Origin of the sequence: Sphingobium sp. TKS, from assembly GCF_001563265.1 — a bacterium.
Lineage (GTDB): Bacteria > Pseudomonadota > Alphaproteobacteria > Sphingomonadales > Sphingomonadaceae > Sphingobium.
This window is the reverse complement of the sequence record NZ_CP005083.1, coordinates 2,722,215-2,737,802: the sequence shown is the minus strand read 5'-3', so window position 1 is coordinate 2,737,802 and position 15,588 is coordinate 2,722,215. Positions and strand designations below refer to the sequence as shown.

Sequence of the window (15,588 nt, the reverse complement as noted above, 5' to 3'; positions counted from 1 at the left end):
CCCAATATGGTGAGGATCTAAAAATGCAGAGCTGCGCCCAGCATCACTTGCGTACCGCTATAATTGGATACGCTGGTGTCCGTTCTGCGGACGTAATGCTGGGCGTCGAGCGTAAGATCGAAGCGGTCCGAAAGTTTCCTCGTCAGCATGGCACCAAAGCGACGATTGCGATCAGCCGTGATCGAATAGGGACGAAGCGCCGCATCCTGCCGGAATTTGCGCCGGTCCCACTCCGCATATAGCCCGGCTGAGGTAAGTTCGGAGATCGAGAATTCGCCCTGGATGCGATAGCTGGTGTCGATGGCGAAACCGCTGGCGATCAGGCTGTCGTTGATGATCGCCCGCTCGGTCGTGGCGGTCAGCTTCAGGCGCGGAATGGCCTGCGTGGAAAGGCTGACTTTCCAGCCCAGTCCATTATAGCCGCCCACCGCCGCGCTGTCGCTGTTCACGTCCAGCCAGCGGAGATCTGCGTCGATCTGCGTGATCGGCGTCACTGCGCGCTGAAAACGGACGCCATAGCTGTTGATCCGGTTCTCAATCCCCAGCGTGTCGCGCTTGCTGTTCACCCGCTCATAATAAGCGGTCAGCGTGCCTAGGCTGGGCATGGAATAGCCCACGCCGCCCATGAAGGTATCGCTGGTCTGATCGGCATAGTCGAACGCAGCGGCGTTGCGCGTCGTGTCATGCTCATAGCTCGCCACCGGAAACAGCCCCGGCCGCTCACAGGTGAAATCGGCACCGATAGTCGCAAATTTCTGGAGATTTTCCGTTGCCGAGTTGATGTCGCCATAATCAGCCCGCTGCTGGCGATAGGCCGCCCGGGGCGTGATCAGGCAGGTGGCGCCGAAGCGGATATTCGCCTTCGCCTCCGTATCCAGCCGCAGCTTGCTGCGCTGGCCTTCGGAAATGAAGCGGTCGTAACCGATCTTGCCGCGCAGTAATATGTCGTGCCGCCCGATCGGTCTGCCAAAAGTGGCCTCTACCGAAGGCGTCACGATCAGGTCGTCGATTGGATTTTCCACCCGGTCGTCCACGCGATAGACATTGTCATCATAGAGAAGGTCGAGCCCGGCGGTCAGATGAAGACCATATTGCTTGAGGCGCTTTTCCTCTTCCGGATTCTGGACGCGTTTCTGCACAGTCGTTCCGTCATCATTCTGCGCATGCAGAACGGAAGGAACGGCCGCGACAATTGACGCACCACTTAGCGCAGCGGCCATGAAGGTGCGCGACCATTGGAATTCGTTTTTGCAGGGCGCAGAAAAGCTGCCCCGCAAATGTGGTTCATTGCATATTGTCAATCTTCGACCCTTATTGCATTGCAGCAATTTGGGCATGCTATAGGGATTTCACCGTAACGCCACTGCCTGGAAAGCAGCTTATCGTGTCAAAACAACGGCTCGGGTCATCGCAAAAGAGGGCGCGCCGGGACAATCCCGCCGCACCCTGAAGCTGTTAATCTGGGAGAAAGCTTGGAGGCTTGAGCGATTCTGCTCAGACGACCAGCCAGACGATCGCCGCCACCGCGCCGACGAAAGCAAGAATGCCCGCCCAGCGCGAGACGAACTGCACGCCCTGTTCGGCCCGATCGACAAAAGTAATGCCGTCGACATGCGTCGGAATGTCCCGACGGACCTCTGCCGTTTCGATCAACGTAGGTGCCACTGCAACCACTGCAAAATCTTCCGCCACGTCGCTGTTCCCGCCGCCCGATTGGTGATGACGGACATATCCGATTTTGCGGTTAACAAATAGTTGGGAAGGGAAGGGCGACGACATCAATTCGTCGCATATGACAGCCAGGGATCACCGAATCATTAATCTGGGATAAGATATTTTGCGGTAAGGCGTTTGCGGCAACAATTCGTCGTGAATTTCGTTTTTCTTGCGGAACCCTTTTGCGCTCTTTGCGTCTTTGGCGCTTCTTCGAGTCGTTTCTATGAAATCCTCCCCATGCAGGGAGGATGGGAAGTGCTCCTAATAGGCGTTCTTGTGCACCAGGACGTTGAGCGTCCCGAACAAGATCGCAATATCGCGCGTCAGGCTCCAGCCGTGCAGATATTCCAGATCCGCCTCGACGCGGTTCAATATGTCGCGCCGCGTCTCGGTCGCGCCGCGGAACCCGCGGATCTGCGCCAGGCCGGTAATCCCCGGCTTCAGCGCATGGCGATGCCAATATTGCCGATCGACCTGCCAGAAAAGCTGCTCCTCCGCCGTCGACCCCAGCGCATGGGGACGTGGCCCCACCAGGCTCATCTCGCCCAGCAGCACATTGATCAACTGCGGCAGTTCATCGATGCTGGTCTTGCGGATGAAGGCGCCGATCCGCGTGATCCGATTGTCGTCCCGCTGCGTCGAGGTGGCGCCAGCGGCGTCGCATTGCTCCACCTTCATGCTGCGGAATTTCAGGATATGGAACAGCATGTTGCCGCGCCCGATCCGCTCCTGCCGGAAGAAGACCGGCCCCGGCGAGTCCAGCTTGATGAGGATCGCTATGACCGCCATCAGCGGAGCGAGCGCGATCAGCACCGGCACCGTCAGCGCGATGTCCAACAACCGCTTCTTCGCCCGGTTGGCGAGGTTCAGCGGCCCGCGCGACACCACCAAAGTCGGCGTCCCGCGATAGGCCTGCACGGCGAGCGGCGCCATCGGGTCCAATTCCGGCACGATGATCTCGCCCAATATGTTGCCGCCCTTGAGCATCTGCGCCCAGTCGGCCTTGCGCTCGGCGGGGCAGGAGATCACGGCGCGATCATAATCGCGCAGCAGCGTCCCCAACCGATGCAGCATATAGGGATCGTCCAAATCGGCCCGCAGCCCGATCGCGCCCGCATCCACGATCACCATGCCGCTGACATCGTCGGGAATGACGCCGTCATCGATGATCAGCAACTGTGCGAACAATCCATCGGCAAAGTTCCGGCGAACCGTGTGCACGATCATCAATCGTTGCAGAACGAGCAAAGTCCCGCTGCACAAGATTCCGGCCGAAATTCCCAGGCGCGACAATTGCCCGGTCGCCTTCAGGGAGAACAGGACGAGCAGGAAGATCAGCAATGTTCCTGCAAAGGCCATGGTCGCGCTGCGGCAGGACTGCGTCATGCGCGTCAGGCAATGGGGATTATAGGCCTGATTATGGAAAGCCAGGACAGCATAGACGATCATGCCGCCCGCCAGCGGCGGCCATTGCCCGTCCGACAGCCATGGTAAGCCGGCAGCGCGCAGCCCGAAGGCAAAGCCCGTGGCGAGCGCGGCCATATCAGCGACCAGCAGCAACACGCACAACCAAAGCCGCGCATTCCGTTGACCGGCGGCTGTAGCGGGCTGGCGACTGGGAACACCTTTGATCGCCAGATCAATTTTCGACATCTGCAACCCTTTTTATGTCTTGACGTCAAGCTGGGCACCGCCGCGCGGCAGTGTGTTAACCATCAGACATCCGCAGCATTTTGATTTATGTTGCGCAGCAGCAGGACATAAATGGGAGGGACTGACAATCGGGGGCGGGATGCGTAGACCCGCTTTTCCGATGATCCGTTTATCCTGAAAGACGCTCTGCCCCAGATTTGCGACGACCTGAATTAAGTATTTGGCCTTCATCGATGGGTTGGGCGCCTGACAGACCCCTTCAAACCCGAATCACGAGCAGGATCAGCGGATTATCCACCAGCCCAGCAAACAGAGCGCCAGCAGCAGAGCGATAGGACCGGCCCAACGCGATAGCCGCTGGATCGCAGCCTCCGCTCCCTCATGCGAAAATTGCCACCACTGCCGCGCGCCTTTGCCATCTCCATTTTCGCGAAGCACCGGATCATGCTGAGGTACGGCGGGCGCCGCCTTCGTGCCGCTGCTCTTGTCTTGGGGCTGAGGAGAAAGGTCGATCATTTTACGCAGCCCCAGTCACCTGATGCGACCTGCCGACAGAATAGCCCTACTGGCCGAAAAGGAAAGCGATTTGGGAACCTCTGCCGGGGTAAAAGCATCCGCGGCGGATCATTCCAATCGGCTCTTGGATGAAATACGCGCCATGGCTATTCTGCCGATCATGAAACAGGATCGCCAGATAGACGCCATCGACCGGAAGATCGTCGCGGCCCTGCAGGAAGATGCGACGCTCAGCCATGCCGATCTGGCCGAGCGGGTGGGGGCGTCCAGCGCCTCCTGCTGGCGCCGGATCAAGGCGCTGGAGGCTGCGGGCATCCTCGCCGGTACGGTTCGGCTGGTCGATCCGGAGAAGGTCGGGCGCGGCGTCAACGTCCTTTGCAACATCCGCATGCGCAGTCACGCGCAGGAAGCGCGCCGCGCCTTCGAGCAATTTGTCGACGGCCGCCCGGAAATCGTCGAATGCTTCTCCATGTCCGGAGAATGGGACTATCTGCTGCGCGTGGTCGTTGCGGATGTCGCTGACTATAACCGTTTCCTGATGATGACCCTGCTGGGCCATCCCTCAGTCGCGGGCGCGGCCTCCCACTTCGCCCTGTCCATGACGAAGTTCACCACCGCCTTGCCGGTCTGATCAGAGGCCTGGGTTAAGAGGAGCGCCTATCAAAGGAGCTGAGTGCTGGCTATGGAGAAACAAATATGCGGCAGGATCTGGTGCACGCACTTTTTTTGGTGGACGCACTAGGGCTCGAACCTAGGACCCGCTGATTAAGAGTCAGCTGCTCTACCAACTGAGCTATGCGTCCACGCCGGTTTCGGCTTGCGCCTTGATCCGCAGGAATTTGGTGGACGCACTAGGGCTCGAACCTAGGACCCGCTGATTAAGAGTCAGCTGCTCTACCAACTGAGCTATGCGTCCACACCTGCTTTCGGCTAGTCCCTTGCGGGCCGTCGCCTTGGCGTGGGCGGGCTGTTAGCAGTCGCATCGGACTTTGCAAACAGGAAATCGCCCAGCGCGGCAAAATTTTGCAAACAGGGGCGTTCCGACCCCGATTTCAACCCCAGCTTCCTGGCCGGCTGCGCCGCCGTCCCGACCGCTCGATGGCCATGATGATGCCGACGCACAGCATGACCGTCAGCATCGACGATCCGCCATAGGACATGAAGGGCAGGGGAATGCCCACCACCGGCGCCAGGCCCATGACCATCATCAGATTGATCGCGACATAGAAGAAGATCGTCGTGGTCAGCCCCGCCGCCACCAGCCGGGCATATTTGTCCTGCGCGCGCATCGACACGCCGATGCCCCAGCGGAACAGCAGCATGAAGGCGCCGATCAGCAGCACCCCGCCCATCAGCCCCCATTCCTCCGCCATGGTGGCGAAGACGAAGTCGGTATGCCCCTCGGGCAGATAGTCGAGATGGCTCTGCGTGCCCTGCAGAAACCCCTTGCCGAATATGCCGCCCGAACCGATGGCGATCTTCGACTGGCTGATATGATAGCCCGCGCCCAGGGGATCGCTTTCCGGGTCCATGAAGATCAGGACGCGGTTCTTCTGATAATCGTGCAGGAAGCTGAAGGCGATGGGGACGATGGCGGCGAAGGCCAGCCCCGATCCGACGAACAGCCGCAGCGGCAATCCCGCGAGGAACATCACCGTCACCCCGCCTGCCGCGATCATCGTCGCGGTGCCGAGGTCGGGCTGCACCAGCACCAGCATGAAGGGCACGCCGATCAGCACCAGTGCCGGCCAGATGGCGTTCCAGCGCCTTATTTCCCCCACTGGCAGCAACGCATAGAAACGCGCGACCGCAAGCACGATGATCGGCTTCATGAATTCGGAAGGCTGCAACTGCATGAAGCCGAGGTTGATCCATCGTTGGCTGCCCCCGGCGACCCCGCCGATCAGTTCGACCAGAAAAAGGGCGGCCAGCACGAGGCCATAGGCGGGGAAGGCAAAACGGGCGAATGTCCGCAGCGGAATGCGGCTCAGCACCAGCGCCATGCCGGCAAAGATGACGAAGCGCACGCCCTGGTTGATCGCCCAGGGCGTGATGCTGCCCCCGGCGGCGCTGTACAGCACCAGCGTCCCGAACCCCGCAATGGCGAGCAATATGCCCAGCACGCGCCAGGGAAATTCGGTCAGGGGCTCCGGAACGATGCTCATCGTGCGGTGTCCGCCGGAGGGGGCGCATCGTCGGCATCGACCGGAGCGGTTGGCGCTGGCGGGGCGGTCGAGGCATTGCTTCCCTCCGCCGCATTCATCGCATTGGCCGCCTCCGGCGGTGGCGCCTCACCCTTTTCGATGGCCTTTGCCAGCCTGTAGGCCGCCATCTGCCGCGCCATGCGCTCGGCGGGGGGGCCGCCCCAATCCTTTTCGATCGACTCCAGCTTCTCCATCGCCTTGGCCTGATCGAACAGGTAGGTCATCGTGTCCGCCGCGATCATCGGCGCGTCCTCGACGCGGTTGGTATGGCCGCCATGCTCGAGGATGCAGGCGATGGCATAGCGCGGGTTGTCGAACGGCGCGAAGCCCTGAAACAGCGCATGGTCGCGCAGCTTGAAGGGCAGGGAGGCGTTGCTGCGCACGCCGCCGCCGCGCTCGGCCATGGTGATGCGGCGTACCTGCGCCGTCCCGGTCTTCCCCGCCATCATCACGCCGGGCAGGGGAATGCGCGCCGCGCCGCCGGTGCCGCCGCCGTTCACCACCGCGCTCATCGCGTCGCGGATCGTCACCAGATGCTCCTCATTCACGCCCACAGGCGCCGGAGAGGGTCGCTGCGCGCCGAAGATGAAGTTCGGCATCAATTGCCTGCCCGTCGCCAGCCGCGACGCCATCACGGCCATCTGCAACGGGTTGATCAGCATATAGCCCTGACCGATGGTCGCGTTGACCGTGTCGTAGACCTGCCATTTCTGATTATATTTCTTCAGTTTCCACGCTGGGTCCGGCACCGTGCCGAAGCTTTGGCTGGGGAAGGGGAGCTGGAATTTCTGCCCCATGCCCACGCGCCGGGCCATGCTGGCGATCCGGTCCATGCCGATCCGCTGTGCCATCGTGTAGAAATAGATGTCGCAGCTCTGCGCGATCGCGCCCCGCATGTTGAGCGAGCCATGGCCGCGTTTCTTGTGACAGTGGAACAGCGTGTTGCCGACCCGGATCGCGCCGGGGCAATTCACCGTATCCATGGGCGAAATCCCCGCCTCCAGCAACGCCAGCGCCACCATCGGCTTCACCGTCGACCCCGGCGGATAGAGCCCCTGCAGCGTCTTGTTGCGCAAGGGCACATGGTCGTCCTTCGACAGCATGTCCCATTCCAGATGGCTGATGCCGTCGGAAAAGCTGTTGGGATCGAAGCTGGGCATCGATGCCATCGCCAGCACATCGCCATTGTGGCAGTCGATCACCACCACCGACCCGCTCTGCGTCGCCAGCCGCCGCCCGGCATATTCCTGCAAGCCCGCATCGATGGTGAGCTTGATTGGATTGCCGGGCGTGTCGGGCCGGGTGGTGAGTTCCCGCACGATCTTGCCCCGAGCGGTCACCTCCACCCGCTTCGCGCCCGGCTTGCCGGTCAGTTCCCTGTCGAACGACCGCTCCAGCCCGTCCTTGCCGACCTTGAAGCCCGGCGTGATCAGCAGCGGATCCTTGCGCTCCTCATAATCCTTGGCCGACGCTGCGCCGACATAGCCCAGCAGATGGCCGACCGTGGCCCCGCCGGGATAGTTGCGCGAAAAGCCCTGGCTGGGCGCGACCCCCGGCAGGTCGGGCAGCCGCACGCTGACCGCCGCATATTGATCATAGGTCAGCTTTTCCGCCACCTGCACCGGCCGGAAGCCGGCCGACTTGTCCAGCTCTTCCTTGATCCGGTCGACCTCGTCATCGCTCAGCGCCAGCAGATGGGCCAGGCTGCGGATCGTATTCTCCGCATCCGTCACCCGCTCCGGGATCAGGTCGACGCGAAAGTCCGTCCGGTTGTTCGCCAGCGGCCGCCCGTTGCGGTCGATAATCCATCCCCGACGCGGCGGAATCAGCGTCAGATTGACGCGATTGCTCTCCGACAGCAGATTATATTTCTCATTCTCCGCGACGCTGATCCAGCCCATCCGCCCGACCAGCAACGCCCCGACCGCCCCCTGCAATCCGCCCACGACCATCGCGCGGCGCGTGAAAGTGAAGGACAGGGAGGCTTCTGTAACGGTTTTCTTCTTGAGCAGGGGCAGCTTCATGCCATCACGCGCCAGCTATCGATCCGGGCGCATTGCCGGACGACGAAGGGAAAGAGCAGGACCGTCCAAAGCATTTGCGGCGCAACCAGCAACAGCTTGATACTTCCTCCGCCGGTGATCCGCGCGAAGAAAACGCCGCCGGCGATGCAGAAGATAATCGCCATGGACGCGATTAACCAGTCCTGCCGATAGCTTCGCCAAACCATGCGATGCTCGACCGCATCGATGCCGATCAGGGTGATGGTCCACAGGCACATGGCCGACCCGATCGGCTGGCCGCTGGCAATGTCATCGAACAGGCCGAGCGGCACGCCGATCCAGGTTCGCCACAAGTCCGGACGCAGCAGCCGCCAGGACAGCAGCAGCAACAGGCCGAAAGGCGGCATGACCGGCGATTGCGCGATCACCGGCAGGGCCGTCACCAGCGATCCCAGCATCACCGTGATGACCGGCGTTCCCGCCAGCCGAAAGCGCGAAGGGTGGCGGCCCAGGCGGGGCACATGCTGCAGATGCGGGTCGATCATGGCGGTGGCGTACCGACGGCCGCATTTTCCGCCGCTTCCGGCTCGAACGGCGTGGCCGATGCATTGACGTCGGTCCGCGTCACCGTTTCCTCGAAGGAGCGCTCGACCACCACGGCGTCGACCTTGGACGGATTGGCAAGGGGCACGCCATAGGCGATCTCACCCTCGATCCGTACGATCACTGCTACCGGAATATTGGGCTGATAGACCCCGCCGATTCCAGACGTCACAAGCAGGTCGCCGGGCTTAAAGGGATTGCGTCCCGCTGCAAGCGCCCGGATTTCCAATGTCCCATCGCCAAGCCCGGTGGAAATGGCAGGCACGCTGTCGTTGGCCCGGCGCACCGGCACGATATTGCTGGTGTCGGTCAACAGCAGCACCTCCGCCGTATTGGGCGTGGTGATGTGGATGCGCCCGATCAACCCCTCCGGCGCGCGCACAGGCATGCCCGGCCGCACCCCCTGCCAACGCCCGGCATTGAGCCGCGCAAACCGCCTCGTGCTGGAGGAGGAGGAGGCGATCAACCGCGCCGTCAGCAATTCGCTGCCATCATCCTCGACAAGCTTGAGCAGTTTCTTGAGCCGCAGATTTTCCTGCGCGACCGCCTGCGCCTCGATGATCCGGTTGCGGTCCGCCTCCACCTGCCGCCGCAGGGCCACATTCTGCGACCCCGCGTGCCAATAGCTGGCCAGCACTTCATCGATCGAGGCGACCCCGCTCACCATATTCTTCAAGGTCACGGACGCCGGACGCGTGACTTCCGCCGTCGCGATGCGGATCGCGGCGAAGCCGGTCGGATCGAAAACGGCGACAACCACCAGAAGCAGGCCGACGGCGGCGCCGGTCATCGCCACGACATAACTGGCGAAGAGGCTATATTGCGCCTTCCGGTTGTGCCCGGGGCGTCGGCTGGGTGGCCGCGCCATGCTTTCCCCTCTAAGTGATTTCAAGCCAGATACATTCATCTGGCGGCTCGGAAATCACGGCAAACAAAAAATGCCGAATTTGTTCCGGTTCAACCGAACCGGAACAAATTCAGGCGGTCTGGAGAACGCCCCGGAAGATCGGATCTTCCATTGCGCGGCCCGTGCCGATCGCGACGCAGGTCAACGGATCTTCAGCGATGGTGACGGGCAGGCCGGTCTCGTCGCGCAGCTCGTCGTCCAGCCCCTTGAGCAGCGCGCCGCCGCCGGTCAGCACGATGCCCTGATCGACGATGTCCGCCGCCAGCTCCGGCGCGGTGTTTTCCAGCGCGATACGGACGCCCTCGACGATGGTGCTGATCGGCTCGGCCAGCGCATCCGCGATCTGGCCCTGATTGATCGAGATTTCCTTGGGCACGCCGTTCACCAGATCGCGGCCCTTGATGTGGATCGTCTCGCCCACGCCGTCCTCGGGCGGCTGGGCCACGCCGAACTGCTTCTTGATCCGTTCGGCGGTCGCTTCACCGATGAGCAGATTGTGGTGACGGCGCACAAAGGACACGATCGCCTCGTCCATCTTGTCGCCGCCCACGCGAACGGAGGTGGTGTAGGCCAGACCCCGCAGCGACAGCACCGCGACTTCGGTCGTGCCGCCGCCGATATCGACCACCATGGAGCCGATCGGTTCGGTCACGGGCATGTCGGCGCCGATCGCGGCGGCCATGGGTTCCTCGATCAGGAAAACCTGGGATGCGCCGGCATTGCTCGCCGCATCGCGAATCGCGCGGCGCTCGACGCTGGTCGAGCCCGACGGCACGCAGATCACGATTTCCGGGAAGCGCCAGGGCCGTGACTTGCCGCCATGCACCTTGGTGATGAAATGCTTGATCATCTGCTCGGCCACGTCGATGTCCGCGATCACGCCGTCTCGCAGCGGCCGGATCGCCTCGATCGAATCGGGGGTCTTGCCCATCATCAGCTTGGCGTCGTCACCGACCGCTTTCACCCGCTTCACGCCGTTCAGAGTTTCGACCGCCACCACCGACGGTTCGTTGAGCACGATGCCGCGCCCGCGCACATAGACCACGGTGTTCGCCGTGCCGAGGTCGATGGCCATGTCCTGGGAAGAGAGTTTGAAGAGACGCGAGAAGATCGACATGCCTGTTCCTGTTCAGCCCGCCGCCCCGGCGAAGCGAACCGGGACAGTCGGAAAGTTCGCCCCACGTTCCACCCGCCCCCTGGGTAACCAAATTTTCTTGAGGCTTGTGTCTCGCGGAAAGCGCTCGCTTGGGCTAGTCACTAATCAATGTCAATACGCCGTCTGCCCGAACATCTGGTCAATCGCATCGCTGCGGGCGAAGTGGTCGAAAGACCCGCCAGCGCGCTCAAGGAAATCGTTGAAAATGCAGTGGATGCCGGATCGCGCCGGATCGCCATCCGCATTTCCAATGGCGGTCTCGACCGGATCGAGGTGAGCGACGACGGTTGCGGCATGGATTCAGGAGAGATCGCGCTGGCGCTGGAACGCCACGCCACCTCCAAATTACCCGATGACGCGATCGAAAATGTCGCCACCCTGGGTTTCCGGGGTGAAGCGCTGCCCTCCATCGCCAGCGTGGCGCGCCTTTCCATCGACAGCCGGCCGCAGGGACAGGACGGCTGGAACCGCACCATCGACAATGGCGTGGTGGTGAGCGAGGGCCCTGCCGCCTTGCCGCCGGGCACGCGGGTCACGGTCGAGCAGCTCTTCGCTCGCGTCCCCGCCCGCCGCAAATTCCTGCGCTCGGCCAAGGCGGAATATGCCGCTTGCCTCGACGTCATCCGCCGCCTCGCCATGGCGCATCCAGCCATCGCCTTCAGCATGGAGCATGATGGCCGCCGGGTGCTCGGCGTACAGGCCGACGAGGCGCGCGAAGACCGCGTGGCCGCACTTACCGACCGCGCGCTGGTGGACAATCATGTGATCGTCGCGCTGGAGCGGGAAGGGGTGCGCCTTTCCGGCGTGGCCTCGCTCCCGACCTATAATCGGGGCGTGGGCGACCATCAGTTCCTGTTCGTGAATGGTCGTCCGGTGCGCGACCGGCTGCTCGTCGGCGCGGTGCGCGGCGCCTATGCCGACATGCTGGCGAGGGACCGGCACCCGGTCGTCGCCCTTTTCCTTGACGTTCCTCCCTTGGAGGTCGACGTCAACGTCCATCCCGCCAAGACCGAGGTCCGCTTCCGCGACCCCGCGCTGATCCGGGGCATGATTGTTTCCGGCCTGCGCCGCGCCCTCGATGCCGGAGGTTTCCGCGCCGTCCAGCATGCCGATCCCGCCGGCCTCTCCGCATGGAAACCCGAACCCATCTCCCCCACGCCGATCGGCGCCATGCCGATCTTCGAAGCCGCCGGGACGCCGATCCCCAGCTATGCCGTAGCCGAACGCCGTCCCAGCTTCCTCACGCCTCCGCCGCAAGCCCGCGCCGAACCCGCCGCCGCGCCCGCACCGGAAGGAAGCAGTTTCCCGCTGGGCGTTGCCCGCGGTCAGGTCGCCCGCACCTATATCGTGGCCGAAGCCGAGGACGGCCTCGTCATCGTCGATCAGCACGCCGCCCATGAGCGTCTGACGCTGGAACGCATGCGCCGCGCCATGGAAGGGCAGGGCGTCGCGGCGCAGGCGCTCCTCCTCCCCGAAGTGGTCGAACTGGATGAACCCGCCTGCGACCGGCTGGAGGCGCGGATCGCGGAACTCAAGGATTTCGGGCTCGAACTGGAACGCTTCGGTCCCGCCGCCATGCTGGTGCGCGCAACCCCCGCGATGTTGGGGCAGGGCGATGTGCAGGGATTGGTATCCGACCTGGCCGACGACCTTGCCGCCTATGACAGTGCGCTGTCCCTGAAGGAGCGTCTCGATCTGGTCGCCGCCACCATGGCCTGCCACGGCTCGGTGCGCGCAGGCCGGACCTTGAGCGTCGCGGAAATGAACGCGCTGCTCCGCGAAATGGAGATCACGCCTCGCAGCGGCCAGTGCAATCATGGTCGTCCAACCTGGGTGAAGCTGGGGCATCGCGATATCGAGAAACTGTTCGGGCGGAAGTAACCGCCCCAATCCAACGGAAGCGCAGAGCGGAAATGCGCAGCATGGGACCAGTAGAAAGGATCTACGAATGAAGCGGCTTGCCTTCCTCCTGGCCCTTACCCCGTTTAGCGCGCAAGCCGCGCCCGATCCCTGCGCCAGCCCGCCACTCCTGGCCGAATCCTGGACAAGCTGGACCCAAAGCGGCACCGCCACCGCCGGCGCAACGGGCTCCACCGCGCCGCGCCTTATCCTTGGCAAGCCGGTCACGGCAACGCTCCGCCCCGGCGCGCAGGTCCAGTTCGTCGTTCGGCCCGGCAAGGTCATCCCCAAAAGCTATGCCGGTCTCTTCTCCCTGGCGGTCAAGGACGCGGCGCGTATCGGCATAGCCCTGTCCGAAGACGCCTGGGTGGATGTCGCCACCGGCACGACCGCGCTGACCTCCGCCGCTCATGACCATGGCCCGGCCTGCTCCGGCATTCGGAAGATCGTGTGGTTCGACCTGCCGCCCGGCCTTCACACCATTCAGATTACCGGTGCGCTCAAGCCGTCGATCCGCATCATGGCCGCCGACGCGCGCGCCAACCAGCTGCAGCCGCGCTGAATCAGGCCGGTCGCGTCCGGAACATGGCGATGGGCTTCATCGACAGCACCGGCTCGTCGCGCTGGTTGAACAGGGTGACGTGGGTCTTGACACTTCCCATTTCCGGCCGACTGCGCGAAGCCCTAACCTCTATCACCTCCGAAACGCCACGGAGCGTGTCGCCCGGCCGAACCGGTCGCAGCCAGCGCAATTCGTCCACGCCCAGCGCGCCTAGGCTTGCCGGTTGAACACCCGGATTGCGCTGCCATTCCGCGACTATCATCTTCATCGATAGTGCGGTGGTATGCCATCCGCTCGACGCCAGGCTGCCGAAATGGGTCTCGGCTGCTCCCTCATCGGAAAGGTGAAAGGGCTGTGGATCGAACTGCTGGGCAAAGGCGATGATCTCCTCCCGGCTGATGGTGATCGGGCCGAACTCGCTCCTGTCACCCACCGCCACATCTTCGAAATAGACGATCTCGCTCATATCCGTTTCCTTGTGCAACGGGTGAGGAAATAGTTTACGTTAACGAAAACGTCAATTCCTGAAGAGGCCCGCCAGAACCGCGGGATCACCGTCGCTCGGCAGGGGCCGAATTCCCAGCAGACGGGCGAGCAACGGATAGACATCGACATTGGCGAAGCTTGCTGGCGGCCGGAAATGGCTGTCAAAGCCCGGACCATGGGCGATGAACAGCGCCTGCATCTCAGTGGCCTGGTCGTCCCAGCCATGATCGCCGCCGGCGAAAGATTTTGCGGGGGCGGTCGGCTGGATCACCCAGCCGGTCTCGGCAAGGCAGAAATAGGGCGGTATGCGCCGGTGCGATCCATAATGAAAACGGACGGGAATATCGTTTTTGCGCCAGCATTGCATATGCGGCTGCGGCTTGAGAATGGCGGCCTCCAGCGCCGCTTCATGCCCCGGCTGCGCCGCCAGGCTGGCATAAGGGCCGCTCTCGAAGATGCGATAGTCGGACGGGTTGGCAACCTTTTCCATCGCTACCACCCGTTCGCTGGATTTCAGCGCCATGCCATGGTCGGATAGGATGATGAGATTGGCCGGTTGCCCCAGCGCCTTCAAACCGTCGGTGAGCATGCCGATCTGTCTGTCGACCTCCTGCACGGCCCGGTTCGTATCCGCCGCATCGGGCCCATATGTATGCCCCGCCGTGTCGACGGCATCGAAATAGAGCGTTAGAAAGCGGGGCCGAATATCGGCGGGCCGGCGCAGCAGGTCCAGCACGCCGTTCACCCGCTGCACGCCGGAAATCTCCTGATTGAACTGCGCCCAGTCGCTCGGCCGGGTGCCGCCGCTCAGCTTGTAGGGCCAGGACGGTGCCTTTGTCGCGCCCCAAGCGACGTTGGAGCCGGGCCAGAACAGAGTCGCGGTCCGCACCCCCGCCTTTTCCGCCGTTACCCAGATCGGCTCTGCCTCATTCCACCAGAAGGGATCGTCGCTCGCCATGGTGAATATGTCGCCTGGTCGCGCCGCATCCTCCATCTTGTTGGCGACGATGCCGCTGCGGTCGGGCCGGTCGCCGGTCACGATCGCCCAGTGATTGGGAAAGGTCTTGGTCGGGAAGGATGGCCGCATCGGCGCCTCGACCCCGTCCGCCGCCAGTGTGGAGAGATGCGGCGTCACGCCCCGCTTCAGATAGTCCGGCCGAAAGCCGTCGATCGACACCAGGATTGTGACGGGCTGACGCTGCTCGACGGGAGCGAGGGTGGAAACCGGCCGCTGCTCGACCGGCGCGCAATCGCTGAGCGCGGCGAGCATGAAAAGGCAGGTGAGGGGTAGGCGGCGGAAAAGCATGATGCATGCCTTAACAGCCGGATCGTGACGGTAAAGTGACGACGCTCTACGCGTCCCCGCTAAAAGGCGCGATAGCCATCCAGGCGCTGCGCTTGGCCTCCCGCGTCATGCTGGCGAAGGCACCGGAGGAGGAGGCCAGGTCGATCAATGCCAGCCCCGGCCGTTCCCCGATCTGCCGCCGCCCATGCAGCGCCGCCGTCTTGCCGTTGAAGGCCACCGCCTCCAACGCCGGAAGCCGGTCCACGAAAGCGGACAGATCGCGCAACTCCGCCCCCCGGATCGCGCTATCCAGACTGCCTTCCCGATCCGCGCTCTCGATCACGTCCCACAATCCGACGCGCCGCGCTTTCAGCCGCTTCAACCGCATGGCATAGGGCAGGCCGCGCAGATCCTCTCCCAGCACGTCGCCCATCAGCGACCAGAAGGCGTTGCCGCGATGCGCATAATATTCGCCCTGCTTGATCGACGCGTCGCCGGGCAGGCTGCCGAGAATCAGCAGCCGCGTCCTTTCGTCGACACTGGGTGGAAAGGCCGCCTTGCGCCGGGCGGGCATCTGTCCCGGCCGCAGCATGGCTGG

At 63.2% G+C, this 15,588-nt stretch carries 15 protein-coding genes and 2 tRNA genes; 3 read left to right on the top strand and 14 right to left on the bottom strand.

All coding sequences use genetic code 11. The features are described 5' to 3' along the window. Nucleotides 1-17 precede the first annotated feature (17 nt). The 4 genes from K426_RS13630 to K426_RS13620 form a co-directional block, all read right to left on the bottom strand. Entirely contained in the window at nucleotides 18-1,220 is a 1,203-nt protein-coding gene (locus tag K426_RS13630) for a hypothetical protein (protein ID WP_206377428.1), read from the bottom strand. A gap of 274 nt (nucleotides 1,221-1,494) precedes the next feature. Continuing rightward, entirely contained in the window at nucleotides 1,495-1,692 is a 198-nt protein-coding gene (locus tag K426_RS31330; protein WP_145907330.1) for a hypothetical protein, read from the bottom strand. A 285-nt stretch (nucleotides 1,693-1,977) separates the two neighbouring features. Further along, complete coding sequence (locus K426_RS32550; RefSeq protein ID WP_066558010.1) at nucleotides 1,978-3,369, bottom strand: sugar transferase; 1,392 nt, start codon at nucleotides 3,367-3,369, stop codon at nucleotides 1,978-1,980. A gap of 282 nt (nucleotides 3,370-3,651) precedes the next feature. Further along, nucleotides 3,652-3,885: a hypothetical protein gene (locus tag K426_RS13620; RefSeq protein WP_066558005.1), complete on the bottom strand. Its 234-nt coding sequence runs from the start codon at nucleotides 3,883-3,885 to the stop codon at nucleotides 3,652-3,654. Nucleotides 3,886-4,045: 160 nt separating this feature from the next. Between K426_RS13620 and K426_RS13615 the strand changes: the two genes are divergently transcribed. Beyond that, the gene (locus K426_RS13615; RefSeq protein ID WP_066561775.1) at nucleotides 4,046-4,516 is read left to right on the top strand and encodes an Lrp/AsnC family transcriptional regulator; all 471 of its coding nucleotides are present in this window, start codon (nucleotides 4,046-4,048) and stop codon (nucleotides 4,514-4,516) included. A 96-nt stretch (nucleotides 4,517-4,612) separates the two neighbouring features. Here K426_RS13615 and K426_RS13610 read toward each other — a convergent pair. The 7 genes from K426_RS13610 to K426_RS13580 form a co-directional block, all read right to left on the bottom strand. Then, a tRNA-Lys gene (locus K426_RS13610) sits at nucleotides 4,613-4,688 on the bottom strand. Between the two features lie 37 nt (nucleotides 4,689-4,725). Beyond that, a tRNA-Lys gene (locus tag K426_RS13605) sits at nucleotides 4,726-4,801 on the bottom strand. 136 nt (nucleotides 4,802-4,937) lie between these two features. Continuing rightward, nucleotides 4,938-6,050: a rod shape-determining protein RodA gene (rodA, locus tag K426_RS13600; protein WP_066558003.1), complete on the bottom strand. Its 1,113-nt coding sequence runs from the start codon at nucleotides 6,048-6,050 to the stop codon at nucleotides 4,938-4,940. After that, nucleotides 6,047-8,113 (bottom strand): penicillin-binding protein 2, encoded by a 2,067-nt coding sequence (gene mrdA / locus K426_RS13595; protein WP_066558002.1) that lies wholly within the window; start codon nucleotides 8,111-8,113, stop codon nucleotides 6,047-6,049. The genes rodA and mrdA overlap by 4 nt, the downstream gene beginning before the upstream one ends. Next, complete coding sequence (locus tag K426_RS13590) at nucleotides 8,110-8,637, bottom strand: rod shape-determining protein MreD (RefSeq protein WP_066557999.1); 528 nt, start codon at nucleotides 8,635-8,637, stop codon at nucleotides 8,110-8,112. Before K426_RS13590 ends, mrdA begins: the two co-directional genes overlap by 4 nt. Next, complete coding sequence (mreC, locus tag K426_RS13585; RefSeq protein ID WP_066557997.1) at nucleotides 8,634-9,563, bottom strand: rod shape-determining protein MreC; 930 nt, start codon at nucleotides 9,561-9,563, stop codon at nucleotides 8,634-8,636. Before mreC ends, K426_RS13590 begins: the two co-directional genes overlap by 4 nt. Nucleotides 9,564-9,672: 109 nt before the next feature. Next, complete coding sequence (locus tag K426_RS13580) at nucleotides 9,673-10,719, bottom strand: rod shape-determining protein (RefSeq protein WP_007685698.1); 1,047 nt, start codon at nucleotides 10,717-10,719, stop codon at nucleotides 9,673-9,675. A 147-nt stretch (nucleotides 10,720-10,866) separates the two neighbouring features. On the opposite strand from K426_RS13580, the gene mutL reads away from it, so the two are divergent. Together mutL and K426_RS13570 are read left to right on the top strand one after the other, a co-directional pair. Then, entirely contained in the window at nucleotides 10,867-12,639 is a 1,773-nt protein-coding gene (gene mutL / locus K426_RS13575) for a DNA mismatch repair endonuclease MutL (RefSeq protein ID WP_066557994.1), read from the top strand. A gap of 67 nt (nucleotides 12,640-12,706) precedes the next feature. Further along, nucleotides 12,707-13,219 (top strand): hypothetical protein, encoded by a 513-nt coding sequence (locus tag K426_RS13570; protein WP_066557993.1) that lies wholly within the window; start codon nucleotides 12,707-12,709, stop codon nucleotides 13,217-13,219. Nucleotide 13,220: 1 nt separating this feature from the next. On the opposite strand, the gene K426_RS13565 is transcribed toward K426_RS13570, so the two are convergent. From K426_RS13565 to K426_RS13555, 3 genes are read right to left on the bottom strand one after another with little or no spacing between them, the layout of a single operon-like run. Then, nucleotides 13,221-13,685, bottom strand: a complete 465-nt coding sequence (locus K426_RS13565) for a MaoC family dehydratase (protein WP_066557990.1) — start codon at nucleotides 13,683-13,685, stop codon at nucleotides 13,221-13,223. Nucleotides 13,686-13,736: 51 nt separating this feature from the next. Further along, nucleotides 13,737-15,011 carry an alkaline phosphatase family protein gene (locus K426_RS13560; RefSeq protein WP_066557987.1) on the bottom strand — a complete coding sequence of 425 codons (1,275 nt, stop codon included), beginning with the start codon at nucleotides 15,009-15,011 and terminating at the stop codon, nucleotides 13,737-13,739. Between the two features lie 46 nt (nucleotides 15,012-15,057). Then, the gene (locus K426_RS13555; RefSeq protein WP_066557985.1) at nucleotides 15,058-15,582 is read right to left on the bottom strand and encodes a DNA-deoxyinosine glycosylase; all 525 of its coding nucleotides are present in this window, start codon (nucleotides 15,580-15,582) and stop codon (nucleotides 15,058-15,060) included. Nucleotides 15,583-15,588 lie beyond the last annotated feature (6 nt).